Consider the following 25,187-nt stretch of genomic DNA (forward strand, 5'->3'; position numbering starts at 1 on the left):
CCCGACACGCCAGCCAAGCACTCACGCTAGATCAAACTAATTACCACGGCTTGACCTCGTAGTGCGATGCAGCCTACTCAGGGGTCGAACCTGGTTGCCCCATCACATTTTGCCATAGACGGTCTATCGGCATCACATGTAGGCGATCTTCAAAGGTATAAGAACGACTGCCCGTACTGAGCGCTACGCCGGCGATAAAACGATCACCAACCAAATCACGCAAATGCCGCAAGGCGTTGAACTCTTGGCCCGCGACTCGTTCATTAGCCTTGATTTCGAAGGCCAAAACCCCACCATCACCAAATTCGATCACCAAGTCGACCTCGTAATCATCTACCCGCCAGTGGCCCAGAGTCACCTCGTCATCAAGCCAAGAGGCCTGCTTGCGCAGTTCACCCACCACAAAGGTTTCCAGCAAATGTCCAAATTCAGATAGAAAGGTTGGGTCGAGAGTGGCCAACTTCTTGGCATTTGAACCCAACAGCCACGCCGCCAAACCAGAATCAATAATGTGAATTTTGGGTTGCCTGCCAACTCGCGAACGAAGCCTCTTCCCCCATGCGGGTAGCTGCGCCACCAGGATAAGATCTTCTAGCAGGCGAATGTAATCATCAATCGTTTCTCGATGAGCGCCTAAACCATCGGCCAGAGCCGAAACATTAAGAACCTGTGCCGTTTGACCGGCAAGCCGATTCAAGACGTCGCGCAACACTTGACGCTGGCGGACGTTGGCCAGCTCAACCGCATCTCGCTCAACACTGAGGCGTACATAATCGGCAAACCAACGTGAACGTGCCGCGCCCGAACGACGAATAGCCAGCGGAAAACCGCCTGCCATGACCTTGTCTATATATTCTTGGCGCTGAGTGCCTGAAGACGGATACGCCGCCACCGCAGCCGAGGCATCGGATCGAAGAGCGGCCAGGAAATCTTCGTGAACCCCGGTAATTTCGCCCTGTGACAATGGCAGGATTGAGAGCACGTGGATGCGCCCAGTGAGGGCCTGGGCCGTACGGGGAATGGCGTCATGTCGCGTGGAACCAGTTAAAACAACTGTGCCTGGCTGAGTACCTTCCCGATTCAGCCGGGCTTTAATGGCATCAAGAATTAACAAAGCCTTTTGGTATTCATCAATGCACACCGGAGCAGGTCCGCTAACGGCCAGGGTGGGATTAGCAACGGCCGCTTCAAGCACAGCTGGATCGTCAAGGTCGAGCACCTCAACTTCGTGATGGTCAGCAAAGGCACGAAGCAAAGTGGTTTTACCAACCGAACGAGGTCCATGTAGAGCGACCACGGCCTCGTCTTGAACCCGCTCGTTCAATACCTTCAACAATCTTCGTTCTACGGTGCTTTCCGGCATAAGAACCATGGTGAAACTGTAGCCCGCGCAGCTCCTAACCGTACTTTTTGAGCCATCCTAACCGTAAATTTTGAGCGGTTCTATCCGTAAATTTTGAGCGAGGCTAACCGTAAAACATGAAACAGCCATCGAGCCATCGCCCACGCAGCAAGAACTGGTTAGATCTAGCGGTTAAGGGCGAGCTTGAGTGAACCCGTGGCAGGGCTCCAAGTGCCGCTGAAAGTGCCGCTATTGGCTAGAGCCACAGTATTAGAACTGGTTGACGAGAACTGACCGTTAAAGCTAACCGCACCCCACGGCGCATCGGCCAGGGGTTGAGCATGTCCTGCAAGGCGAACGGTTACCGTTTCGCCATCGGCCAGGGCCAAGGTAATGTTGGCCGACATACGTTTTGGTACGAGTTCGGCCGCTGAATCGCCATAGCCGACCACCTCTTCCGCCTCGGCATTAGCGTCGTCACCACTGTTCTTGGCTTCAACGTCGCCCGATTTAGCTTCGGCATCACCATTCGTTGCGCCATTACCGGGCAGCGTAGGCCACTCGGGTAATTCGAAACGTGCAGTTAGGTTGGCGCTAGTAGCCACCCCTTGCACCACCAGCTGTACCGAACCGCCAACATCAAGGCGAGGCCCGGCGGGAGTGACCCGTAATCCGCTAGCTTCGATCGACCCCCCAAAGCGTTCCACCGGTACGGCAATAACGTTGCCGTTATCGGCAGGTGGTGTGGGCTCGGTGTCTGACTTGTTGGCACCTGAGTTACCATCACTTGGCTGGGTGGCACCGACATTCGGCAGTGCAACCACCCCACCGCGACGCCGATTGGTCTTTGATGATTCAAGCTCTCTAGCATCACCGATATTGGCCTCTTGGCCCGACCCGGCATCGACCTCACCGCCAGAACCGCTGGTACCACTGGCATCATTCGCCGCAACGCCAGCACCATTGCTTTCGGAAGACGCATTGCCGGTACCAGGCTCTTCGCCCGAGGCATTGTGGTTGGAGCCACCACTGGCAGCGTCGGCCACGACCGGGGCTGGGCGGGTAACACGATCGACAATTTGTGGGCCAGCAGTGGGCACAGCCACCGCCACTGCCAAACCAACCCCCAAAGCGGCTTTCGAAAACAAAGGAGTGGCAACGGCAGCTGTTGTGGCAGCAGCTCCACTTGCCACGGCACCACTAGTAGCCACGCCCGAGGCAATTGCTCCACTAACTCCGCTGGCCATAGTCCCCGCGGCAGCACCGCCTAGGGCTGAACTTCCGGCTGCTGAAACTCCAGCGCCAGCAGCCGCACCTGACGCGGCAGCTCCAGCGGCACCCGCTGCCCCGGCCGCACCAACAGCACTGGTTCCCCCAACGGCAGAATCAGAGAGCGAATGGGCATGATCGACCAAAGAATCGGCCGACGACTGTGCTTGAATAGCAGCCGCTGCTTCACGTTCACCACGACGCACCAAACCAACCATGAACACCGGGAAGGCGGCCACGCCGCGCATCATGGCTCGCGCAGCGTTGCGAGCCCGTGAAACCCTAGCTCTAGCGTTTTGTTCGGTTACGCCTGCTACGGCGGCCACTTCTTCGTATTCGAGACCCTCAACGAAACGCAACATCAGCGCCTCTTGATAGTTGGGCGGCAGCGAAGCCAACGCTTCGTTCACCCCGGCGTCATCGATATCTAAGCCGAGTTCGTTCTCGACACCTGGTGCCAAATCGACCACATGAGGATCGGCCACCACCCGGTCGAACTTATCGGCCTCACGACGGCGACGGTTGCCCTCATCGGCACAGACGTTCTCCATAATGCGATGCAGCCAAGGCCCAACCTTATAATCGCCGCTAAATTTTGGTAGGCCCCGATAAGCCCTCAAAAAGGTTTCTTGCAACGCATCTTCAGCCGCGCCAGGGTCGTTCAAACGACGCAAAGCATGACCATAAAGCGGGGAACGGTAGGAATTCACTAAGTCGGTGAAAGCCGCGTCATCACCATCTTGGGTGAGTTCCACCAATTCACGTTCGCTAAGGCGGCTGTAATCAATTATTGCCATGAATTAACCCCAGTCCAACCAACACCGCAACGATGTTTGTTAGATCGAACGATCTTACCGCGCATCCATAAGGCATGCACGTAGCGCCGAGATGGCCGCCTATCGCTCGGCCCAAGGCCTTCACGGACGTGGCTACGCCGAAGCGTTTTGTGTGCTTAGCCCGAAGGCTTTGTTAGAACTTCTCGATACAGCTTTATAAGCAACTGGGCATGGGCCATGGGAAAAAGTGAGGCCACCATGGCTTTGCCTGCAACACCCATTTCTGGTTGTAGCACCGCTTTGCGTAGCGCTTCGGCCAATGCCGCAACATCGCCGGGGGAAACTAGGAACCCGTTCACCCCGTCTTCCACCACACTTGGGATACCACCCACCGCAGTGGCCACCACCGTCTTTCCAAGCGCCGCTGCTTCGGCGGCCACCATGCCAAAACCCTCCCGGTAGCTCGGCACCGCTACCACGGTGGCTTGAGTGTAGAGCTGCGTCAGCTCATCGGCAGGCACTTCACCTAGTAGTTTCAACTCGACTCCGAGCTGGTGTGCCAACGCCGCCAAAGGTTCGTGTTCCGGGCCGCTACCAGCAATTTTCACCGCCAGCTTGGCTTGGGCGGCGGCCCGAATCAACACCTCGAAACCTTTTTCGGGCACCAAACGACCCACCCCCAGCACCCAGGCGTCTTGTGGCGAGCCTGCTGGTATGGCCGGCTCGACGGGTTCTAAAAAGCTTGCCGCCACCAAAGCCGGGCGTAACGGCATAGGCGCGACCCGGGCCTTCACCCCAGTGGCTTCTTCACACCAAGTGGCCAGCTCATCACTCACAACACAAACGGCATCCACCCGGCGAAACAACCATCTCGCCAACCAGCGCAGCGGACCTTTGGCAATGGCGGCATCGGAGCCATGTAAATGCACCACCGCTACCGGCCGAACTCTCGTAACTCTCATCGAATCAAGCTGGTCACCTTCGGGCGGTGGAGCACCCGGCCTTGAGGTGCCACCACCGCTCCAACGCAAAGAACGCGCTGCGGCCCACGCCACCAAACCGCTGGGGGCCCACCAATGGGCATGGAGTACCTGGGCGGCTCTCGCTTTTGCTTCCCGTCTGGCGGCTAAGAAAAACGCCAATACGAATATCGGCACCAATAAACCGTGCCAAGTGGCCACCCGCTTGTACATGGCACCGTCGTAAGCCAAGGTTTCAAAACGGCTGGGGGCGTAGCGAAAACGCACCACTTCTACTCCGCCAATTACCTCACGTTTGGCCAACCCAGGCGCCGATGGGCACAACACGGTCACTTCCACACCCTCAGCCACCAAAGCCTGGGCGTGGTTCAACAAGAACGGTTTGTGGGTGTCGCTGGCACTTCGAGGAAAACCGGTAGTACACAGCAGCACACGCCGCGGTTCTTCTTGGCCAAGCGAATTCACCGGGCCAACTCTAGTGGCCACGCCGTAGCGGTTGGCGCAGGCCAGCTAACACCGCCGTGAGGATCGCCACCGAGTCGGTTACGAAGCCGGGCTAGTGGTTTGAATCAGTTTGGGGCGTCTCGCTACGCACGTGGGCAATCACTTCAGCAATAGCCTCATCGAGCGGGCGGGGCACCACCACACCCGAGTTCACATCGGCCAGCCGTGCCAAGCGTTCGGTGGAGAGCACACTATAAGCAGGTCGCGGTGCCGCACGAGGCGGCACAATTTCATGGGCTCGAATTGGGTTCACCAGATCTGGGTCGTAACCGCCCAGCTCAAGAATTCGGCGCACATATTCGTACCAGCTCATGGCCTCGCCGTTGGTGACGTGCATGATGCCAGTCACATCTTGTTCCACCAGGCTTCGAATGGTCAGCGCCAAGTCGCGGGCACATGTGGGCGAACCGATCTGATCGTCAACGAAATACATTGGTTGACCGGCTTCGGCCATGGCCAGAACCGTTTTCAAAATATTGTGTCCGTAACGCCCAAACACCCACGATGTTCGCACCACCAAGGCCGCCAAACCACCAGCTTCTGGACACTTTGGGGAAGGTTCTTTAGAAATAAAAGAATGGGAAATGACCTCGATTTCACCACCTAGTTTGGTGCGGCCATAAACCGACTGCGGCGAAGGGGCATCGGTCTCTCGATACGGTTCCGTGGCTGCACCGCTAAAAACGTAATCGGTTGAGATTTGTACGAAATGGCTGCCCACGGTGTCGGCAGCTTCCACCAAATAAGCCACCGCATCACTGTTAACCCGCTCGGTAGCGTTCGGTTCCGCCTCAGCGGTATCAACCTGGGTCCAAGCGGCGGAGTTAATAACCACCTGCGGGCGAAGGTCGGCCACCACTTTGTGCACTTGGTCGGCCACGGTGATGTCAAGATCGGCGCGGGTTAAACCATGCACTTGGTAGTGGCCTTCGTTGGCGGTGAAAGCCTCCACTAGCTCGCGGCCCACCTGCCCATCGGCCCCCGTGATCAGCACTCGCATCAATATACAAACATATCAATAATGTCAATAAAACCTGGCTCTGGAGATAATTGTGTTAACAATTATCTCCAGAGCCAGGTTTTATTGTTGCTATGCGCTTGCAACCAATTTCGCCAGATCCAACGCACCTACCCCCGTAATGAAACTTTGTTTGAACTGGTTATTACGTTTTAGCTGGTCTTGGCCACGAATTCCGCTGACTCGGAGAAGTTCACCATCACATTGCCACGGCTAAGACCTTGGTTCATCTTTGCAAGCCAATAAGTCTGACCCGCAGCATCCGGCTCGCGATTCATCACGTTGCGATACACCATGGTTACGAAACCGGCATTGCTAAGCGAACCGTAGCGACCTTGGAATTCAGCCGAATTGACGAAACCACTAGCGATGCCACCTAGCGAGCTACCGCCGTGATAGACCGACACCCAATAGGCATGGCCAGAAGCATCGGCTTCTCGTAGGAAGAAGGCCAAGTACAAGCGGCGGATTTGGGCTTGAGCGTTGGCGCTGTCAATCTTAGGTGCCGAAAGAGCACCAATGGCCGGCTGCGTCGCTGGGGCGCTCGGGCTCTTGGCGAAACGGAACGTTACATAGGTGCGATCACCGGTGTAAACCACACCCACCCCGACCTGGGTGTAATCGCCCACGATATTGGCGTAGTGGCCAGGTGAGTTCACAAAAGCTCGGTGCAAGCCTGCTACGTCCCAACCACGGCCCACGTTTTCACCGGCACGCTGCCAGCTAGGTACAGAGCGAGCAGTGTCAGCACTAAGAGTTTTAGTGTGGAAAATGCTGTTGGTCGGTGCCATCACCGCCGACCAGGCCCGTGCGTCACGAGTTAGGTTGGCATCGTAGGCCAATCCTGGTTTACCGGCTTTGGCTCGCTCGGCGTTCAGCATGTCGAAAAAGTCGCGCTCAGCGTTGTCGGTGGTGGCGGGGCGGGGTGCCGCGGCGGCTTCCGCGATGCCTAGACCGAACACCGAAACTGCTAGGGCTACAAATACCGCTAGCAGAACTTGAGCTTTGCGAACAGAGCGTGGTCGAACTGCCTCAACTTCCTCGATTTTTGGGGCAATTTGACGTTCCATGTCAGTTTCCTTCCGTGTGCCCGATACCTACGCATCGACACATGTCGGGAGGAAACTTGAGAGATATTTGTCACTCGCAAAGTTATTGAGCCAAAAGCCCTAGCGACCAGCTCTAGGTGCCGCGCTCACTTAACTAGGGGTTGCCACCACAGCGGGTTGTTACGATACCAGTCGATTGTGGCGGCTAAGGCATCACCAAACTACAGTGACACGATTGACCAGACGCTGAGCGATTAAGGCACCCCCACCGGCCAAAAGGAATCCTTCTGACTCTGGCAACGAGAAGAATATCGAAGCAATAGTGAGCTGGAATTCACTAAAAAGATGCTCGCCAGGCTCGCTCATGTCGACAATACTTGATCTATATATCTCGAGACGACTGGTGCCCAAGCGGCCCGCAACGGTGCGGGAAGCACAAGATCGCTCCAAAGATCCAGCAACAACGCACCGTCAATGTACGTCAATAGGTCGGCTTCGGTACCTTCACGCATCACAATTTCGTACACGCGAGCTCGATCCTGTCTGTCTGCTAATTGAAACACTCGCGAAGGGCCTGACCAATGCAGATGCCTGGGAAGCTGGACGTCGGTGAATGCTAGAGTCAGTTCCAGTCGCCAGAGCTCGTTAGGGACCAGAAAAGGTTCACCACGCGGGCCCAGGTGAGTCATGAAATTGACCTGTGCGACAAGATCCAGCTCATGTCCGCTGCTTCGAATAATCCGCTCAGCAACTGCAAGAGTCGGTGATGTTACACCTCGTTCATATGCCGACAAGGTTGGTTGCGAGGTTCCGGCACGGCGCGCCAACTCTTGTTGTGACAAGCGACCATGACGACGAGCTCGCGCTATAAGGGTATCTCTCATCATCCAATCTTGATTATATCAAGTTAGATATGTAGGCCCGCAGCGTAGAAGACGAGCCGCGCGTTGAGCTAGCGCTGTTCCTGGGGGTTCACAAGAGGATGCCACCACAGCGGGTTGTTACGGTACCAGTCGATTGTGGCGGCTAAGGCATCACCAAAACTGCGTTCAGGTGCCCAACCCAAAGCTGCGATTTTGGTGGTATCAACGCAGTAACGCCGATCATGGCCCGGACGATCATCTACGTAGGCCACCATCTCTTCCCCCACTCCAAAATGATCAAGCAGCTGGTCGACCAACACCCGATTGGCGATGCCACCGCCAGCACCAACGTTGTAAATTTCGCCGGCCACACCGTCGGTTAAGGCCAAATAGACGGCCCGAGCGTGATCATCCACATGTAGCCAATCTCGAACGTTCAAACCATCGCCATATAGAGGAATCGGCAATCCTCGAATCAGGTTGGTTACAAAGAGTGGTATGGCTTTTTCGGGGTGCTGATAGGGCCCAAAATTGTTGGTGCAACGAGTAACCACCACCGGTAGCCCAAAGGTTTGGAAATAAGAAAGGGCTATAAGGTCGGAACCCGCTTTGGAAGCCGAATAAGGCGAGCGGGGCTCTAGAGCGTCACTTTCTTTTGAAGCCCCCTCTTCTACCGAACCATAAACTTCGTCGGTGCCTATGTGCACCACCCGCGCAACACCAGCCCGTCGGGCACTTTCCATCACCACGCTGGTGCCTAAACAATTGGTGCGAGCAAAATCGTGCGGACCAACAATTGATCGATCAACATGGGTTTCAGCAGCGAAGTGCACCACTGCTTCGCACCCAGCCACCGCCGCCGCCATAGCCTCTTCGTCACAAATATCGCCTTTGATGAATTGATATCGTGGCGATTGCTCTACAGCTTTCAAATTAGCCAAATTACCGGCATATGTTAAAGCATCATAAACCACTACGTCGTGGTTGGTATTAGCTATTAACCAGTGCACAAAATTTGCACCAATGAACCCCGCACCCCCGGTCACCAAAATTTTCATTCGAACCCCGGCATGGCTTCTAACTCAAGAATGCGGAGCAACCGCTCAGCGTAACCACTTTTTGCTAAATCACCGCTAAAAGCTTCGCTGTTAGCCAGACGTTCCAGCTGATCGATACCAATAAAGCCCTCGCGATAAGCAGCCGTTTCAGGCGAGCCGATTAGCAAACCCTTACGTCGTTCTTGACCAGCCACCCAGTTTTGGGCATCCAACAACGCATCGAAACTACCCACGTCGAACCAGTCGGTAGCAAAGGGCAGCCGCACCACCTCAAGATTGCCCTCATTCAGATATTGCTGATTCAAATCAGTGATCTCTATTTCACCGCGGGCACTAGGTTCAAGGCCTTTCGCCCGCTCAACCACGGAATTGTCGTAGAAATATAGGCCAGGCACCATGAAGTTAGAAGGCGGCACCACCGGCTTTTCTACTATCGAGGTCACTTCCCCATCGCCATCGAACACCAGCACGCCGTAGTGGCTTGGGTCGGGCACCCACAGGCCAAATACCAACGCACCAGATGGGTTGGTGAAACGTTGCAGCTGTTCACCAAGACCCCAGCCATAGAAAATGTTATCGCCCAGAATGAGGGCTACTTTTTCGTTGCCGATGAAACTTTCGCCCAACACAAAGGCATCGGCTAAACCACGGGGTTCGCTTTGAGTGGCATAGCTAAACTCGCAGCCCCATTGTGAGCCATCACCCAGAAGGTTTATGTACTTGTCACCCTCAGCCGGGGTATTAATTATGAGGATTTCATTTATTCTGGCGTGAATAAGAGTAGAGAGCGGATAGTAAATTAAAGGCTTATTGTAAACATGCATTAGCTGTTTAGAAGTAGCGCGACTAGCGGGCCCCAGGCGGGTAGCGTGGCCACCCGCTAACACAATGCCTTTCATACACCCTCCTAAACCAATCTCAATCTACAATCCTAAATAAATCAAGTGGAATTAACAGCACTAATCAACGCTTCTAAAATGCACCGTCAAGGTCGTCGGCTAGGAAATTAGCGGAGTGGGGGTTACTCGTCGAGCTTCACGTAGCGCCACACCCAACATGGCGGCTAAGGCCACGCTTACCACCAAAGTTCCGAGCACCAAACCAAGCTCGACCCGCAAGTATAGGTCGCTACCCAGCGCCACGATCGCTAAAAACGTGGCCACTCCGAAACCCCACGCCACCGCCAAAGCATTCTGAGAACCAAGGGCGATTAACGCCTGACCCAACGCCACCGCAGCCATAAAAGCGGCACTGGAAATCGCCAACAACCCCAAGTCACGATTCGACAACGTGAAATCAGCTCCGAAAAGTAGGCTAACCGCCCACGGCCCCACCAAGAACGCGGCCACTGAAGCCACGCCGCCAATTAGGCCCACCACGCTCATTAGCCGAGCTAAAGCCGAACGGAACTCAGCCCATTGTGCACCAGCGGCCAGCAACGACAAACGTGGTAGGAGTGAGGCTTGCACCGCCTGAAACAAAAACAACGGCACCCGAGCAATGACTAATCCTGCCAAGAAACGCCCGGCTTCTTCCGATTCACCTTCACCGGCCAAAAGCCCCATCGCGATAGGCCCCGCATTCATCAACCCAGCGGTAAAGAGCGAAGCCACCAGCAAAACCCCAAGCGACGCCGTGACCTCGCCACGATCACTGGGCGGACCCTCAAGCAACAATGCCCGTGGACGAACCAAAGCCGCCGCCACCGCCAAGAACGGGATAAGCCCCAACGCCAATCCATAAGGTCCAGCTTGGTGTACCCCAACCAAGAAAAACGCTAGGGCAATCGCAATCCGGCTGAAGCCTTCAACCCCGAAATATATGGAATAGTCAACGAAATAGCCATGCCCCGATAACAAGCCCCTCACCACGTGGGCGAGGGCATAACCGACCAGGATCAACAAGAACCCGACCATCAACATGACCTGATGATCGAAAATTAGCCGTTGGCTAACCGGCCAACTAGCCAGCGTTAACACCACGACCACCGCCACCAAAGCAGCACCGATATAAGCGGCTTGGCGCACAACCGGGGCGGCGCCGGTGTTGTTGGCCCGCCGGGCCGCCACCGTACGGCTGATTTCTTGTTCGAGGGGCAAGAACAAACCTGGCGCCACCGCGAAGGAAAGTGCCCACATTACCGACAGCGGTGCAAAGGCTTCGGTTCCTAAACCACGTCCGGCCAGAGACAGAAACAGGTAAGCCCCTAAGCCGTTGGCAATAAGGCCCAAGCCGATGGCGGCGGTACCTTCGGGCAAGGCACCAAAAAGCTTGCCACCAGCGGTGGCTGCACCACCCGCACGAGCGCCAAGAAGCCGGTTACCCACGGCAACCGGCTTCTTCACAACTAACTATTGTTGGGCAACCACACCACCCAATTTGGCCGATGGCATCATGACCGCATGACCATCGGCTAAGGCCAAGCTTGAAACGAGCACGGCGTAAGTCGCGCCCCACCTGCTTATGCTGAGACGGCCTCGAGCACGGGGTGCGGGGTGCAGTACTCGTCGTACTCGGCGATGGTGAGCGTCTCGGGGTCGATAGAGCATGCCGGGCAGTTGGGATCGCGGCGGATCTTGAAAGTGTGGAATGAGGTTTCAAGGGAGTCGTAGGTGAGAAGTCGGCCAGCCAAAGTATCGCCCAGACCGAGGATTAGCTTGATAGCCTCAATCGACTGGAGACACCCGACGATACCCGGCAACACGCCCAACACTCCAGCTTCTGCACAAGACGGCGCCAACTCTGCTGGCGGCGGAACTGGCAACATGCAGCGATAGCAAGGCCCATCGTGTGGAGAAAACACGGTGACCTGGCCTTCGAAACGGAAAATCGAGCCGTGCACCACCGGAATGCCAACCTTCAGCGCGGCGTCGTTCAACAAATAACGAACCGGAAAATTGTCGGCCCCGTCGATCACCAAATCGTAACCAGAGAGAATATCGACCACGTTGTCGGCACCAAGGCGCACATCGTGGGTAATAACATTGACTTCCGGGTTCAGCAGGTTGATACCTTCCTTAGCTGAATCAACCTTGCGCATGCCCAAGCGGTCCATGTTGTGAATAATTTGGCGCTGCAGGTTCGACTGGTCGACAACATCCATGTCGACAATGCCAATTGTTCCCACCCCAGCGGCGGCCAGGTAAAGGGCCGCTGGTGAACCCAAACCACCTGCACCTAGCAACAACACCTTGGCGTCCATAAGCTTCAGCTGGCCTTCAACCCCAACTTCGGGCAAGAGAAGGTGCCGTTGATAATGGTTGCGCTGTTGCGGGGTCAGCACCCGTGGCGTTACCCAATCGCGGCCTTCATCTTTCCAACGGTTGAAGCCACCGATCACCGAAACCACATCGGAATAGCCGAGCTCTTGCAAAGTCTTGGCGGCAAAAGCCGACCGAGTGCCACCAGCACAATAAATAATGACAGGCACTTCTTTGTCGGTAATGACGTTTTCTACGGTGCTTTCCAGGTGTCCCCGAGCAATGTGCACAGCGTTTGGAATGGCACCTTGTTCGTACTCGTCGGGCTCGCGCACATCGAGCATGACAGCGCCTGGCAAGCCGGAAAACTCGGCCGCTTGAGCTGTGTCGATCTCGCGAACCTCTTCTTTAGTCTTGTTTAATAGCTCACGAAACGTTGACACCATTACTCCCAAAGCATTCAGAATTCGTTGCAAAAACCAAACCACATGGCCAACTTGCCACCACTGGCTTGGTCGCTGCCGTTAAATCCTAGCGATTCAGTCGGGATTAACAAACTAGTTAAGCTAAAAGCGTTACCAGCTGGGGCAAGACCGTTGAAATAGGCTGGCGCACCACAGCATCGGCAATATGGTCAAAGGCTGTTTCTTCACCGTTCACCACCACCAACTTGGCGCCCGAAGCCACCGCTAAAGGGGCCATTTCATTAATTGGAAACACGGTGAGGGTGGTGCCCACCGCCAAGAGCAAGTCGCAGCGTTCCGCAGCTAGCTCGGCACGCATAAGCGACTCGGGCTCAAGGGATTGACCAAAACTAATCGTGGCCGATTTAATAATGCCGCCACATAGGTAACAGGCCAGGTCCTCCTCACCGTTGCGCACCCGCTCAATTGCTGATTCCATGCTCATTCGGTCACCGCACGACATGCACACCGCTTCACGGATTGTGCCGTGCACTTCCACCACTTTTTCGGGACTGTGCCCGGCAGCCAAATGTAATCCATCGACGTTTTGAGTTACCAAGGTGTGCAGCCGACCCTGTTTTTCAAGCTCGACCAAAGCCCGATGACCAGCGTTGGGTTGTGGTTGAGGCTTCGTGTTCTGAACTCGGTTCCGCCAGGCGTTGCGTCGCATTTCGGGGTCGCTCATCCAATTCGCCAAATTGGCTTGCTTCTCAGCCGCCGGGTTCTTAGTCCACACACCCTGAGGACCACGGAAATCGGGAATACCACTGTCGGTCGAGATTCCAGCACCACTTAACACAGCGATATTTTGGGCCGCCATAATCAGCTCGTGGGCCTCAACCACACTGGCCCGCTCGGCCATTTCACCTGCGCTTCGGGCCAGGACGCCCTCGGAAGATTCTCGGTCGGAAAATTCATTCGACATAACTTCAGGCTACCTAACCGCCACCACCCACGACGACCTTGACACGCTAAAGATAATGAAAGATGATGAAATAACTTGAAATAATGTTGGATAGAGACAACAAACGGAGTGTCACGATATGAGTGCACAAGCGCACACCTACCCAACTTCCCCTTCTTATAAGCGCCCTATGGCCGATACTGCCGAGCAAGTGAGCGACGTATTGCGCAACGACGCCAGCGGCACCTTGGGTGAAGCGAGCCTGGTAATTCGCCCTTGGAGCGATCCGGTAATCGACGAACTAGGTTTCGATATTCGCTCGCATTACGTCGAACAATACTGGCTTGGCATCCTCGGCCCATCCACCACGTTCTTGTTGCGAGCGATTGCCTTTCGCTTCGACGCCGAGCCCGAAGGCTTCAACCTACATCTGGCCGACACCGCCCGCTCATTAGGGCTAGGGCCACGGGCTGGCAAGCACTCACCGTTTGTGCGCGCCATCGACCGCTGCTGCCAGTTTGGTTTGGCTAGGCGACATTTGAATCAGCTCGACGTACGACGACGGGTACCGCCCCTCACCCGTGGCCAAGTAAGCCGCCTACCCGAGGCTCTTCAAGATGGACACCAAGCCTGGCTCGATTCAACCCGGGTGACCACCATGGATGAGAAACAGGCCCAAGCTCGTCGATTAGCTTTGGGCCTGTTAGAACTCGGCACGCCAGCCGAAGAGGTGGAGGCCAACTTGTGGCAGTGGCAATATCACCCCTCTATTGCTTATGAAGCGCTGCGCTGGGCCCAAGACCGCCTCGCGCTAGAGGTTTAGCTAGAGGTTTACTAGGGCCGAATTGGCCACTAGCTAGTAGGCCGCTCGAAATTAGCCAAGAGGTCGAGCACCAAACGGATACCAAAGCCGGTGCCGCCGGTGGTGTATTCGTGCGAGTCTTTCCCGGCCCAACCAGTACCAGCAATATCTATATGGGCCCAAGGAATGCCCTCACCAACAAACTCTTGCAAGAACAATCCGGCGGTCAGGGTGCCTGCATCTCGGCCGCCGGAAATGTTTTTCAAATCGGCCACTGGAGTATCAAGCGAAGCCCGGTAATCGGCGGGCAACGGTAAACGCCACACCCGTTCCCCGGTACGTTTCGAAGCCGCTTCAACCTGGCTAAGCCAGCTATCGTTGCGACCCATCAACCCCGCAATACCGGTGCCTAAAGCCACCACGCATGCCCCGGTCAACGTGGCCAAATCAACAATGGCATCGGGCTCATCTTCACTGGCCATTACCAAAGCGTCGGCCAGCACCAAACGGCCTTCGGCATCGGTGTTTAGTACTTCCACCGTTTTACCGCCCCGCATGGTTAACACGTCGCCGGGGCGTGTGGCGTCGCCGCCGGTCATGTTGTCAGTTAGAGGGGTGTAACCAGTAACGGCTACCGAAGGGGCCACCGCAGAAATTGCGGCCATGGTGCCAAACACGGCGGCCGCGCCGCCCATGTCGCACTTCATAGTCATCATGCCTTCGCCGGTTTTGAGTGACAAACCGCCCGAGTCGAAAGTGATGCCTTTGCCCACCAAGGCCACCTTGCCTTTGGCTTCGCCCTTGGGGGTGTAGCTAATTTTCACAAATCGCGGTTCTTGGGCCGAGCCGCGGTTAACGCCCATTAGCCCGCCTAGCTTCTCTTTCTCGATGGCCTTGGCGTCGAGCACAGTTACTTCCAGACCTTCACGCTTGGCCATCTCGGCTGCGGCTTCAGCCAGGGCGGTCGGGGTCATAGACCCACCAGGTTCGTTCACCAAATCACGAGCCCAGCACACCGCTTCGGCCACCGATTGGGCCACTTTAGTGGCGGCCTCAACCTTGGCCCGTTCGTCTTCCGCACCACTGTGAACCAAAGAAACAGTTTCGAGATTCGCCGTGGCGACCTCGGCCTTGTAAGCCCGATAACGATAGGAAGCGAGCGTGGCACCTTCCACCCAGGCCGCAGCCAGCGAGTCAAGCTCGCTACGACCAGCAAGGGTAGAAAAATCGACGGCAGCGGTTTTAAAACGCTTGGCAGTGCGGGCAAATGCAGCACCGGCACGACGAGCAGCCTGGCCATCAAGTTCCTCTAGCGTGCCCACACCAAGAGCCACTACCGGGACCCCATCGGGGCTTGCCAAAAGCACAGCTTCACCCGGTTTACCTTCAAAACCAGCACCAGCCAAAACTGAAGACACCGAGGCCTGATCGCCAGCACCCAATGCGGCGGCGGCTGGGTCTTTGGCCACCTCTGCGCTTAGCAGCACTGCTCGAACCTCAATCTCACTGGGGCGCGAGGCCACCACCGGGAATGCAATCGACATAGAAACAAACCTTTCTGCCACGGTTAGGCCGGGGCTTAACTGCGTCGGCTAAAAACTGGCTTGCCTTCTTCGTGACGAGCCAAAATCCACAACACATCACTCAACCGATTCAAATACGGTAATACCCACGAAGGGTCGGCGTCGTGATCTTCACTCAGCGGCTCAATTTCCACCAGGCGCACCGCGCCACGCTCGGCACGACGAACCACAGTACGAGCCACATCTAGTGCTGCTGCCACCGGAGTACCGCCGGGCACCACAAATTCGGTCGGCATCTCGAAAGATTTTTGAGTGCGATCAATTAGGTGTTCTAGGGCCAGCACCATCTCTTCGGTAACAGCGGTAGAACCCGCCTTCAGTTTGTGGCGGTTACGACTAGCGGTTGAAACTTCACTCATCAACACATAAAGGTCACGCTCAAGTTCGATGAGGGTTTGGTCGAGTTCGCCGCCGGGCTCACTAAGGGCGCGGGCCACACCCATAGCGGCCTGTGCTTCGTCGATAGCGCCAATAGCCTCGCCTCGTTCAGAGGCCTTGGCCATACGCCCACCAAAAAGCAGGCCCGTGGTGCCGTCGTCGCCTTTTTTGGTGTAGATCTTTGCAAAACCGGTCACAGCATCTGAGATTAACCGCTTTGCCGATAATCTCAACGCATGGCTTATCTCGATGCGATCGCCGAACGGGTAATTATTTTCGACGGCGCTTTTGGTACTTACATGCAAACTCAAGACTTAACCGCCGAAGATTTCGGAGGTCCCGAGCTTGAAGGTTGCAACGAAATGTTGGTGCTCACCCGCCCCGACCTCGTAACCCAAATGCATCGAGAATTCTTGGCCTTGGGTGTTGACGCTATTGAAACCACCACCTTCGGAGCGTTCGGTCCACCGTTAGCCGAATACGATCTGGCCGACCGTGCCTATGAAATTTCGACCACGGCCGCCAAATTGGCCCGCGCTGCCGCCGATGAGTTTTCGACCCCTGACAAACCCCGTTTCGTGGCAGGATCGATTGGCCCGGGCACCAAAATGCCAACTCTCGGCCACATCAGCTTCGCCGATTTGCGCGACGCCTATGCGGAAATGTGTCGAGGCCTACTTGATGGGGGCATCGACCTGTTCCTGATCGAAACTCAATACGACCTACTCGGTGCCAAAGCAGCCATCATCGCGGCTCGCCAGGCTATGGACGACGTGGGCCGTCAAGTACCCATTCAGGTGCAAGTAACCATTGAAAACACCGGTCGCATGCTGGTAGGCACCGAAATCGGGGCCGCACTCACGGCCCTAGAAGCCATGAAAATCGATGTGATTGGGCTGAACTGCGCCACAGGACCCGCCGAAATGAGCGAACACCTGCGCTACCTTTCCCAGCACAGCCGCATCCCCATTTCGGTGCTGCCAAACGCCGGGTTGCCTTCCGTGGTCGACGGCAAAATGCACTACGACCTCGGTCCCGAAGCCCTGGCTGACTATCTGGAACGTTTCGTTAACGACCTCGGCATCAACGTGATCGGCGGCTGCTGTGGCACCACCCCCGAACACATGGCAGCCGTGATTGAACGCATCGGCACCAAACCAGCGCCTAAACGAAACGCCGCCCACGATCCTGGCGTGGCCTCTATTTACAGCCACACCCCCTACGATCAAACCCCGTCGGTGCTGGTAGTTGGTGAGCGCACCAACGCCAATGGTTCCAAACGCTTCAAAACAGCTCTGTTAGAAGCCGACTGGGACACGGCCACCAAAATGGCGGTTGAGCAGGTAAAAGAAGGCTCACACGTGCTTGATGTGTGCGTCGACTTTGTGGGCCGTGACGGCACCGTAGACATGGAAGAAATAGCCAGCCGTTTCGCCACACAATCAACCGTGCCCCTAATGATCGACTCCACCGAAGCCGACGTCGTGGAAACGGCGTTGCAGTGGATTGGCGGCAAAGCCATTTTGAACTCGGTCAACCTAGAAGACGGCAGCGGACCCGGCACCCGCCTCGACCGTTTCTTAAGCTTGGCGCGCGATTATGGGGCAGCGGTGGTGTGCACCTGCATCGACGAAGAAGGCCAAGCCCGCGACCGCCACTGGAAACTTCGGGCCGCCAAAGCAATCTATGAACTAGCCACCGAAAAATACGGAATCGAACCCGCCGATCTGATTTTCGACCCGTTAGCGCTAACGCTTGGTACCGGTATGGAAGAAAGCCGCGGAGATGGCATTGAAGCCATTGAAGGCATCCGCCTAATCAAGGCTGAACTGCCCGGAGTGCACACCATTTTGGGCCTTTCCAACATTTCTTTCGGCCTGAAACCAGCTGCCCGCCACGCCTTGAATTCGGTGTTCTTGCATGAATGCCAACAAGCTGGCCTCGACGCCGCCATCGTGCACGCCGCTCGCATTATGCCGCTATCGCGCATGCCCCAAGAACAAATCGACGTGTGCCTCGACCTTATTTACGACCGTCGCCGAGATGATTATGACCCGCTTGAAGCGCTGCTTGAAATGTTCGAAGATGTCTCTAGCGCCACCGTTGAAAAAGAGGACCGTTCCGGCTGGAGCGTGGAAGAACGTCTAAAAGCCCGCATCATCGACGGTGAACGCAACGGGCTAACCGAAGAACTCGACGAAGCCCTAGCAACCGGGTTGCCGGCGCTCAGCATCGTGAACGATGTGCTGCTAGAAGGCATGAAGGTGGTGGGCGAGCTGTTCGGGTCGGGCGAAATGCAGCTGCCGTTCGTGCTGCAAAGCGCCGAAACCATGAAAGCGGCCGTGGCGCACCTTGAACCACACATGGAAAAGGTGGAAGGCGAAGAAACCAAGGGCCGTATTGTGCTTGGCACCGTGGCTGGTGATGTGCACGACATTGGCAAGAACCTGGTCGATATTATTCTCACCAACAATGGCTATGAGGTGCACAACCTGGGCATCAAGGTGTCGCTTGGCGACATGGTGGCCAAGGCCCAAGAAATACAAGCCCATGCCATTGGTATGAGCGGCTTGTTGGTAAAAAGCACGCTAGTGATGCGCGACAACCTGCAGGAGTTGAACGAACGCGACCTAGCCACCGACTTCCCGGTGTTGCTTGGCGGTGCGGCGCTGAACCGTACCTATGTGGAGCGCGACCTGCGTTCTTCCTACAACGGCCGTCTTTTTTATGGGAAAGACGCCTTTGAAGGTCTCTCGGTGATGGACCGCTTGGGCGAGATGCGTCGCAGCGGTGAAGACGACCCCGACTTCGGCCGGGCTCTGGGTGGGCGAAACTTGAAGCGGCGGGAGCGACCAGAGATTGACCCCTCCACCATTCCCGCTCGTTCGCCCGAAGCTGCCACCGACAATCCGGTTTTTGTGCCGCCGCATCTGGGCCCACAAATCGTGCGGGGAGTGGCCATCGACGCTATTGCCGAATATTTGAACGAAACCACTCTGTTTCGTAACCAGTGGCAGTTCCGCCCCGAAAAAGGCGAGAACGACGACGATTTCAAAACTCGTATCCGCCCCCAACTTCGAGCTGAGCTAGCAAAAGCTCGCGCCGATAATCTGTTGGTACCTCAGGTGGTTTATGGCTATTTCCCCGCCAACGCCGACGGAAACGACATCATCATTTGGACCGATGAGAACCGCGACACCGAAGAAACCCGATTCAGTTTCCCTCGCCAAAGTGTGGAGCCCTGGTTGTGCATCGCCGACTTTGTACGGTCGGTGGAATCGGGGGAAGCCGACTATGTCGCGTTCCAGATTGTGACCATGGGCCACAAGGTTTCCGAGCGTACCGCCGAGCTATTTGCCGAAAACAAGTATCAGGATTACCTGTTCTTGCACGGCTTAGGTGTTGAAATGGCGGAATCATTGGCCGAGATGTGGCACCACCGTATTCGTGAAGAATGGGGTTTTGTGAACGAAGACGGACCGACCATGTTGGGCCTTTTCCGTCAGCAATACCGTGGTGGGCGCTATTCGTGGGGTTACCCGGCTTGCCCCGACTTGGAAGACAATGAGCGGGTGGCGAAGCTTTTGGGTGCCGACCGTTTAGGAATCGAAGTTAACGAAGATACCGGCTATCAATACCACCCGGAACAGACCACCTCGGCCATTGTGTTGCACCACCCCCGTGCCAAATATTTCGTGGCGCGATAGGTGCTTTCGGCGCTAAAGCAGTGCTCGGGCCACTAAGTCCATGCTGAAACCGGTGAGAATGGCCAGATAGGTTAAACCAGTAGCAGCCATAACCGCCGAATATTGACGTTCCCGCAAGGCGGCCTTGGTCACGAACACTAAGGCTAAGGTCGCCACAGCGCTCGCCAGCCAATACCAGCCCAAAATGCCTTGGTAACCGTCATCGATAGTGCCGTTTAGAACTGAGATCATTCCGGTGGGAAGAATCATCACGATCAGTTCGGCGGGCCACAAATAACCTGTCCAACGCACCAATTCCAACAACGGTGCTCGCGACAACCCGGGCTGAACCAAATACCAGTGCCCTAACAACATGGCGTCGGTAATCACACCCAAGAAGGCGGCCCCCACTACCAAACGCAGCACTAACAGGCCCCCAGCTTCGTTGCCGCTGAGCCCGGCGGCCACAATACCAACCAAGCCAATAATCGGCGCAATGGCGTCAAGCACCGGTGGAAATTCCGCCACCGAATCATCTTTGGCGGATTCTTCACGCTCAATGCCTGTCATGGCTGCTACCCGCGCCGAGCGTTTCTCGGCCAAGGCACGCTGCCCCGCCACCCCGGCTTTGCGACGTTGCACCGAAACCACCAAGGCCACCCCGGTCGCAATTACGACACCGGCTGAGGCGAGTTCACGTACTAACACCCCTTCGCCAAAACGCAGACCCAAACCCAACCCAATCAGGGCGATAAGGCCGAAAACCACCCGGCTCGACCAGCCGTAACCCAAACTAACTTCACGTCGTCGGGTGGTAAGCCACAAGAACGCCAGGCCACCAGTGGCCCACTGCAACGCTACGGTTGCGCCGTCAAGAATCATGTGATGTTTGCCCTTAAGCCTCTACAACAACCAAATCGTGGTTGGCGACATTCAACGCCATGGGGCCGCTACTAGTAGCAACCACAATGTCTTCAATACGAGCCCCAAACTCGTTCGGAACATAAATACCCGGTTCGATAGAAAATGCGTTGCCCGCCACTAACGGCGTGGCATTGCCAGCCACCAAATACGGATCTTCGTGGGCTTCTACCCCAATACCGTGACCAATACGGTGAATAAACAAGCCCTCGTAACCACCTTGGTCGATTAGGTCTCGGGCTACCCCGTCGACGTTTTCGGCCGGGGTGCCAACCGTGGCAGCCACTACCGCTTCAGCCTGAGCGTGCTGCAAGACCTCGTACATTTGGGCAAAATTAGGGTCGACTTCGCCGGTGTAAACACAACGAGTGATGTCGGAACAGTAGCCAAGGCCCGAATCGGTGGGGAACGTGCCACCAAAATCGCAGAGCACCACCTCATCAGGGCCGATTACACGGTTGCCTGGCGTGTGATGGGGGCTAGCGGCGTTTTCACCGGCCGCCACAATAGCGAAGTTGGCTTGGCTGTGACCTTCTGCCACGATGCGACGCACCAGCTCGGCCGAAACGTCGGCTTCGGTGCGGCCAATAAGTGGAATATCACCGCTTTGAAGCTCGGCCGCGATGCGATCAACCGCTTCGGCTGCCAAACGTAACCCGGCAATTTCAGCCTCGTCTTTCACGGCACGCAGCGGGCTCATCACCGACGACGCCCGACTCCAGCTGGCTTGGGGTAACTCGGCCATTAAGTCAACCAAAAAACGCGACCAGGTTTGATCGCCAATGGCCACCTTTTTGGCCCCACCAACCGCCTCGGCCACCAAGCGAACCGGGTCGTCGGATTCGTCCCAACCCACGATTCGAAACAGGTCGGGGCGTTCCACCACCCGTGGCACTTCTAAGCGAGGCACAAACATGGTGGGCGTGCCATCTACCGGCACCGCCAACATGGTTAAACGCTCAAGGGGCATGGCGTAATAGCCGCTCAACCAGGGCAAATCGGCCCCCACTGAAAGTAACAACACTTCGGTTTGCGTTTCCGCCATCGCGGATCGCACCCGCCGAAAGCGTTCCGCAAACATTGCGTCGATAGAAGTGGTCATGGGCCTAAGGCTAGTGAAGCGCGAGCTAAGCGGCGCAAAATGCCACTTAGCTACCGGCCAAGGCTGGTGCCGTTAAACCAGCAGCCGCCGCAGCGGCTTTAGCATGGTGGCTGGAACGGGTAAGCGGGCTGGCCTCGGTGTGGGCAATGCCCAGCTTCCGCCCAACCTCGCTTAGTTGGTCGAACTCTTCAGGTGTCCACCAGCGAGCAATCGGCAGATGATGGGCAGTTGGTCGTAGATACTGCCCAGCGGTCACAATATCAACCCCCACCGCAGCCAAATCACGCATGGCGACCACTACTTCTTCGAAGGTTTCACCCATACCTAGAACCAAACCCGATTTGGTCACCAGACCTGCTTCTTTAGCACGAGCCAACACCGCCAAAGACCGGGCGTATGAGGCTTGTGGCCGTGCCGCACGCTGTAGACGAGCCACCGTTTCTAAGTTGTGGTTCAACACGTCAGGCCGAGCGTTAAATATGGCCTCAAGCGAAGCCGGATCGCCCTTGCAATCGGAGATCAGCACCTCGATCATGGCCTGGGGACGCCGGGCTCTTATGGCCTCAATAGTGGCCACAAACTGGCTCGCTCCACCATCGGGTAGATCGTCACGTGCGACCGTGGTCACCACCACATAGTCAAGGCCCATGGCCTCCACCGCGTCGGCAACTTTGGCCGGTTCAGCCGGATCGGGCGGGCCAGGTTTACGGGTATCGACCAAGCAGAAACCACAAGCACGGGTGCAGCGCTCGCCGTTGATCATGAACGTGGCGGTGCCTTCCGACCAGCATTCATAAATGTTGGGGCAGCCGGCTTCTTCACAGACCGTTACTAAACCAAGGTCGCGCACGGTGTGCTTCATGGCGCTCATACCTGGGCTGGCCTGCACCTTTACCCGCATCCACGAAGGTTTACGTTCTCGAAGCTCTAAGGTTTCACTCACCCCAGCTTCAGCCAAACGATTTCCTAAACGGTGACCCAACTGCACCGAAGTTTCACTTTGGGCCGATCCGGCTGCCAGGCCCCGGGTGGGGGTTGGATCACCACCGTTAATCAACACACCAGTTTCACCACGGCTAAACGCGGAAAGATCTTCGGGGCGTTCCCGCCACACCACCTCCGCCTCAACCACCTCTTCTTTGGGCTGCGCCCAGCGCTTGGTAGCCAGCGGGATTAGCACTTTGGCCACCTCTTGCATGGAAGCGTTAATGCCTTCTTCCCGCAGTGAAGTAACCGCCATGCCTGCTAAGCCACAAGGCACAATGTGGTTGAACATTTCCATCTCAGGGTCGATGTTCAACGCGAACCCATGCATGGAACGACCTCGGCTGAGCTTCACCCCTATAGCCGCAATTTTTCGTGGATTAGCCGAGTTTGGTTCGACCCAAACTCCGGGATAGCCATCAAGGCGACCAACATCGCCAAGCCCGAGTTCGACCAGGGTGTCGATAACCAGCTGTTCGACCGAATGCACATAGGCCACGGTGTCGGCCATACCACCGCCACGACGACCAGGTACCGTCAAAATAGGGTAACCCACCAGTTGCCCAGGGCCGTGATAAGTAACATCGCCACCACGGTCAACTTCTAGTGCCGTGGCACCAACCGTGGCCGGGTCAACCAACAAATTGCTGCGGTCGGCCCGCACCCCCAAGGTGTAAACATGAGGATGTTCGAGCAGCAGTAAATAGTTCTGGTCGACCGAGTGGAACAACGCCCGTTGGAGGGCGTGCGCATCTTGATAAGCCACCCGCCCTAGCCAACGAACGTGAAACATTTACAGCTCAGCCTCCCAAGGTCGGGTTTCGATGTTATTACGCAGCCTGTCAAGGAAAGCCGCCACATAAGCTCCGTCGAAAGCCCGGTGGTCCCAAGCCAGTGCCAGCACCCCAACGGAATGAATAGCGATCGATTCGCCACCGTTAGCATCGGTGACCACCACCGGTTTACGGCGAATTCCATCGGTGGACAGAATTGCGACCTGGGGCTGGTTGATGATGGGGAACTGCATCATGGTGCCCCATTGGCCCGGGTTGGTGATGGTGAAAGTGCCGCCAGAAACTTCATCGGGTGCCAACGACTTGGAACGAGCCCGAGCCGCTAGATCAACGATTTCACGAGCAATGGCACGCATACGCTTGCCGTCGGCTTCAGCCACCACCGGAGCGATTAGACCTTCGAAATTGAGATCAACCGCAATCGCCAAGTTCACGTTGCGGTGCACCACAATTTCACCTTCACCCAACGACGAGTTAAGCAATGGGAAATCGTGGATGGCGTCGACCAAGGCCCGAGCGATAAAGGGCAGGTAGGAAAGTGAGAAGCCTTCCTCATCTCGAAATGCAGGGCCAAACTTGCGACGAACCTGTTCCACCGCTTCGAAATCAACCTCAACGGCGGTGAGCACGTGGGGCGAAACCTGCTTCGACATCACCATATGCTCGCCGGTACGAAGGCGAATGTTGTTGAGGGGCACCGCCGTATCGCCATCAGCAGCACGAGCTAACGGCGCTGGCGTGCCCAAATGTCCACCGGTTGAAGCCGACGCCGCGGCAGGTGTTGCTGAGGGTGGCGCGGCTTGCCCGGCTGCGGGCGCTGGTTGCGCCGGTGGTGCTGGTTGTGCGGGGGCGGCCGCCTGTTGCGGAGCTGCTGGCGTGGCGGCCGGTGCGGCTGGGGCCGCGGCGCCTTGGGCTCGGCTTTCGATCACTTGTTGGACATCGGAGCGGGTTATACGCCCACCGGGGCCCGTGCCAGAAATAGTTGCTGGGTCGATGCCGTGTTCGTTGATTAGGCGACGTACCACCGGGGAAAGGAGCACGTTGGCACCCACACCGTTGGCAGCGGTAGGCGCTGCGGCAGCCGCGGGAGCTGCCGGTTCTGCCGGTTGTGCTGGTTGTACTGCCGGTGTCGGCGCAGCAGCGGGCTCGGCAGGCGCGCCAGGCTGGGGTGTCTCGGCAGCCGGTGCCTCGCTAGTGGCTTCAGCAGGTGCTTCACCGGAAGATTCCGCTTCGGCCGGAGCATCGGCAGCATCGCCCACAATGGCCAACACCGTGCCCACATCAACGGTTTCGCCTTCTGGCACTCGAATTTCGGTTAACACACCAGAAGTTGGTGAAGGCACTTCCGAGTCGACCTTATCGGTGGAAACCTCGTACAAGATTTCGTCTTCGGCGACGGTGTCGCCAACTTGTTTGAACCACTTAGTGATGGTGCCTTCAGTCACCGTTTCGCCCAATTGGGGCATGGTTATTTCAGCCATTAAATAAAACCCTCCAAGAACTTACCAGC

General features: G+C 56.5%; 20 protein-coding genes. 2 read left to right on the top strand and 18 right to left on the bottom strand.

Annotation, left to right across the window (positions count from 1 at the left end; translation table 11 throughout):
- Positions 1–73: 73 nt before the first annotated feature.
- From WC184_08465 to WC184_08520, 12 genes are all read right to left on the bottom strand, one after another.
- Entirely contained in the window at positions 74–1,372 is a 1,299-nt protein-coding gene (locus tag WC184_08465) for an ATP-binding protein (GenBank protein ID MFA7477914.1), read from the bottom strand.
- Between the two features lie 155 nt (positions 1,373–1,527).
- Positions 1,528–3,408, bottom strand: coding sequence for an RNA polymerase sigma factor (locus tag WC184_08470; protein MFA7477915.1), 1,881 nt, complete (start codon positions 3,406–3,408; stop codon positions 1,528–1,530).
- A gap of 155 nt (positions 3,409–3,563) precedes the next feature.
- Positions 3,564–4,832, bottom strand: coding sequence for a glycosyltransferase family 4 protein (locus WC184_08475; GenBank protein ID MFA7477916.1), 1,269 nt, complete (start codon positions 4,830–4,832; stop codon positions 3,564–3,566).
- Positions 4,833–4,923: 91 nt separating this feature from the next.
- The gene (rfbD, locus tag WC184_08480; GenBank protein ID MFA7477917.1) at positions 4,924–5,871 is read right to left on the bottom strand and encodes a dTDP-4-dehydrorhamnose reductase; all 948 of its coding nucleotides are present in this window, start codon (positions 5,869–5,871) and stop codon (positions 4,924–4,926) included.
- 170 nt (positions 5,872–6,041) lie between these two features.
- Positions 6,042–6,959, bottom strand: coding sequence for a DUF4214 domain-containing protein (locus WC184_08485; GenBank protein MFA7477918.1), 918 nt, complete (start codon positions 6,957–6,959; stop codon positions 6,042–6,044).
- Positions 6,960–7,151: 192 nt separating this feature from the next.
- A complete protein-coding gene (locus WC184_08490; GenBank protein MFA7477919.1) occupies positions 7,152–7,304 on the bottom strand; it encodes a hypothetical protein in 153 nt (50 codons plus the stop codon).
- Positions 7,301–7,825, bottom strand: coding sequence for a helix-turn-helix transcriptional regulator (locus WC184_08495; protein MFA7477920.1), 525 nt, complete (start codon positions 7,823–7,825; stop codon positions 7,301–7,303). Before WC184_08495 ends, WC184_08490 begins: the two co-directional genes overlap by 4 nt.
- Positions 7,826–7,890: 65 nt before the next feature.
- Positions 7,891–8,859 (bottom strand): dTDP-glucose 4,6-dehydratase, encoded by a 969-nt coding sequence (gene rfbB, locus WC184_08500; protein MFA7477921.1) that lies wholly within the window; start codon positions 8,857–8,859, stop codon positions 7,891–7,893.
- A complete protein-coding gene (locus tag WC184_08505; GenBank protein ID MFA7477922.1) occupies positions 8,856–9,758 on the bottom strand; it encodes a sugar phosphate nucleotidyltransferase in 903 nt (300 codons plus the stop codon). Before WC184_08505 ends, rfbB begins: the two co-directional genes overlap by 4 nt.
- 99 nt (positions 9,759–9,857) lie before the next feature.
- Positions 9,858–11,204 (bottom strand): hypothetical protein, encoded by a 1,347-nt coding sequence (locus WC184_08510; protein ID MFA7477923.1) that lies wholly within the window; start codon positions 11,202–11,204, stop codon positions 9,858–9,860.
- 116 nt (positions 11,205–11,320) lie between these two features.
- Positions 11,321–12,535, bottom strand: coding sequence for a molybdopterin-synthase adenylyltransferase MoeB (moeB, locus tag WC184_08515; GenBank protein MFA7477924.1), 1,215 nt, complete (start codon positions 12,533–12,535; stop codon positions 11,321–11,323).
- A gap of 85 nt (positions 12,536–12,620) precedes the next feature.
- Positions 12,621–13,448 carry a Sir2 family NAD-dependent protein deacetylase gene (locus WC184_08520; GenBank protein MFA7477925.1) on the bottom strand — a complete coding sequence of 276 codons (828 nt, stop codon included), beginning with the start codon at positions 13,446–13,448 and terminating at the stop codon, positions 12,621–12,623.
- Between the two features lie 118 nt (positions 13,449–13,566).
- On the opposite strand from WC184_08520, the gene WC184_08525 reads away from it, so the two are divergent.
- Positions 13,567–14,250: a hypothetical protein gene (locus tag WC184_08525; protein ID MFA7477926.1), complete on the top strand. Its 684-nt coding sequence runs from the start codon at positions 13,567–13,569 to the stop codon at positions 14,248–14,250.
- A gap of 29 nt (positions 14,251–14,279) precedes the next feature.
- On the opposite strand, the gene WC184_08530 is transcribed toward WC184_08525, so the two are convergent.
- Both WC184_08530 and WC184_08535 read right to left on the bottom strand, forming a co-directional pair.
- The gene (locus WC184_08530) at positions 14,280–15,773 is read right to left on the bottom strand and encodes a leucyl aminopeptidase (GenBank protein MFA7477927.1); all 1,494 of its coding nucleotides are present in this window, start codon (positions 15,771–15,773) and stop codon (positions 14,280–14,282) included.
- A 35-nt stretch (positions 15,774–15,808) separates the two neighbouring features.
- Entirely contained in the window at positions 15,809–16,387 is a 579-nt protein-coding gene (locus WC184_08535) for a cob(I)yrinic acid a,c-diamide adenosyltransferase (GenBank protein MFA7477928.1), read from the bottom strand.
- Positions 16,388–16,426: 39 nt separating this feature from the next.
- On the opposite strand from WC184_08535, the gene metH reads away from it, so the two are divergent.
- A complete protein-coding gene (metH, locus tag WC184_08540; GenBank protein MFA7477929.1) occupies positions 16,427–19,897 on the top strand; it encodes a methionine synthase in 3,471 nt (1,156 codons plus the stop codon).
- Between the two features lie 12 nt (positions 19,898–19,909).
- Here metH and WC184_08545 read toward each other — a convergent pair whose 3' ends face one another.
- Genes WC184_08545 through WC184_08560 form a run of 4 tightly spaced genes read right to left on the bottom strand, consistent with a single transcriptional unit; the run spans position 19,910 to position 25,158 of the window.
- Positions 19,910–20,758 (bottom strand): hypothetical protein, encoded by an 849-nt coding sequence (locus tag WC184_08545; protein ID MFA7477930.1) that lies wholly within the window; start codon positions 20,756–20,758, stop codon positions 19,910–19,912.
- Between the two features lie 13 nt (positions 20,759–20,771).
- The gene (locus tag WC184_08550) at positions 20,772–21,899 is read right to left on the bottom strand and encodes a Xaa-Pro peptidase family protein (GenBank protein ID MFA7477931.1); all 1,128 of its coding nucleotides are present in this window, start codon (positions 21,897–21,899) and stop codon (positions 20,772–20,774) included.
- Positions 21,900–21,945: 46 nt separating this feature from the next.
- Positions 21,946–23,676 (bottom strand): lipoyl synthase, encoded by a 1,731-nt coding sequence (gene lipA, locus WC184_08555; GenBank protein MFA7477932.1) that lies wholly within the window; start codon positions 23,674–23,676, stop codon positions 21,946–21,948.
- Positions 23,677–25,158, bottom strand: a complete 1,482-nt coding sequence (locus WC184_08560) for a dihydrolipoamide acetyltransferase family protein (protein MFA7477933.1) — start codon at positions 25,156–25,158, stop codon at positions 23,677–23,679.
- Positions 25,159–25,187 lie beyond the last annotated feature (29 nt).

The organism is Acidimicrobiia bacterium, assembly GCA_041676705.1.
In the GTDB taxonomy this organism is placed as follows: domain Bacteria; phylum Actinomycetota; class Acidimicrobiia; order Acidimicrobiales; family SKKL01; genus Actinomarinicola.

Bases quoted from the DNA above. Each gene is read 5' to 3' on its own strand.
- metH (MFA7477929.1), top strand. From the start codon at position 16,427: ATGGCTTATCTCGATGCGATCGCCGAACGGGTAATTATTTTCGACGGC.
- WC184_08545 (MFA7477930.1), bottom strand. From the start codon at position 20,758: ATGATTCTTGACGGCGCAACCGTAGCGTTGCAGTGGGCCACTGGTGGC.
- WC184_08470 (MFA7477915.1), bottom strand. From the start codon at position 3,408: ATGGCAATAATTGATTACAGCCGCCTTAGCGAACGTGAATTGGTGGAA.
- WC184_08465 (MFA7477914.1), bottom strand. From the start codon at position 1,372: ATGGTTCTTATGCCGGAAAGCACCGTAGAACGAAGATTGTTGAAGGTA.
- WC184_08525 (MFA7477926.1), top strand. From the start codon at position 13,567: ATGAGTGCACAAGCGCACACCTACCCAACTTCCCCTTCTTATAAGCGC.
- lipA (MFA7477932.1), bottom strand. From the start codon at position 23,676: ATGTTTCACGTTCGTTGGCTAGGGCGGGTGGCTTATCAAGATGCGCAC.
- WC184_08530 (MFA7477927.1), bottom strand. From the start codon at position 15,773: ATGTCGATTGCATTCCCGGTGGTGGCCTCGCGCCCCAGTGAGATTGAG.
- rfbB (MFA7477921.1), bottom strand. From the start codon at position 8,859: ATGAAAATTTTGGTGACCGGGGGTGCGGGGTTCATTGGTGCAAATTTT.
- WC184_08520 (MFA7477925.1), bottom strand. From the start codon at position 13,448: ATGTCGAATGAATTTTCCGACCGAGAATCTTCCGAGGGCGTCCTGGCC.
- WC184_08550 (MFA7477931.1), bottom strand. From the start codon at position 21,899: ATGACCACTTCTATCGACGCAATGTTTGCGGAACGCTTTCGGCGGGTG.
- WC184_08505 (MFA7477922.1), bottom strand. From the start codon at position 9,758: ATGAAAGGCATTGTGTTAGCGGGTGGCCACGCTACCCGCCTGGGGCCC.
- rfbD (MFA7477917.1), bottom strand. From the start codon at position 5,871: ATGCGAGTGCTGATCACGGGGGCCGATGGGCAGGTGGGCCGCGAGCTA.
- WC184_08490 (MFA7477919.1), bottom strand. From the start codon at position 7,304: ATGAGCGAGCCTGGCGAGCATCTTTTTAGTGAATTCCAGCTCACTATT.
- WC184_08560 (MFA7477933.1), bottom strand. From the start codon at position 25,158: ATGGCTGAAATAACCATGCCCCAATTGGGCGAAACGGTGACTGAAGGC.
- WC184_08485 (MFA7477918.1), bottom strand. From the start codon at position 6,959: ATGGAACGTCAAATTGCCCCAAAAATCGAGGAAGTTGAGGCAGTTCGA.
- WC184_08495 (MFA7477920.1), bottom strand. From the start codon at position 7,825: ATGATGAGAGATACCCTTATAGCGCGAGCTCGTCGTCATGGTCGCTTG.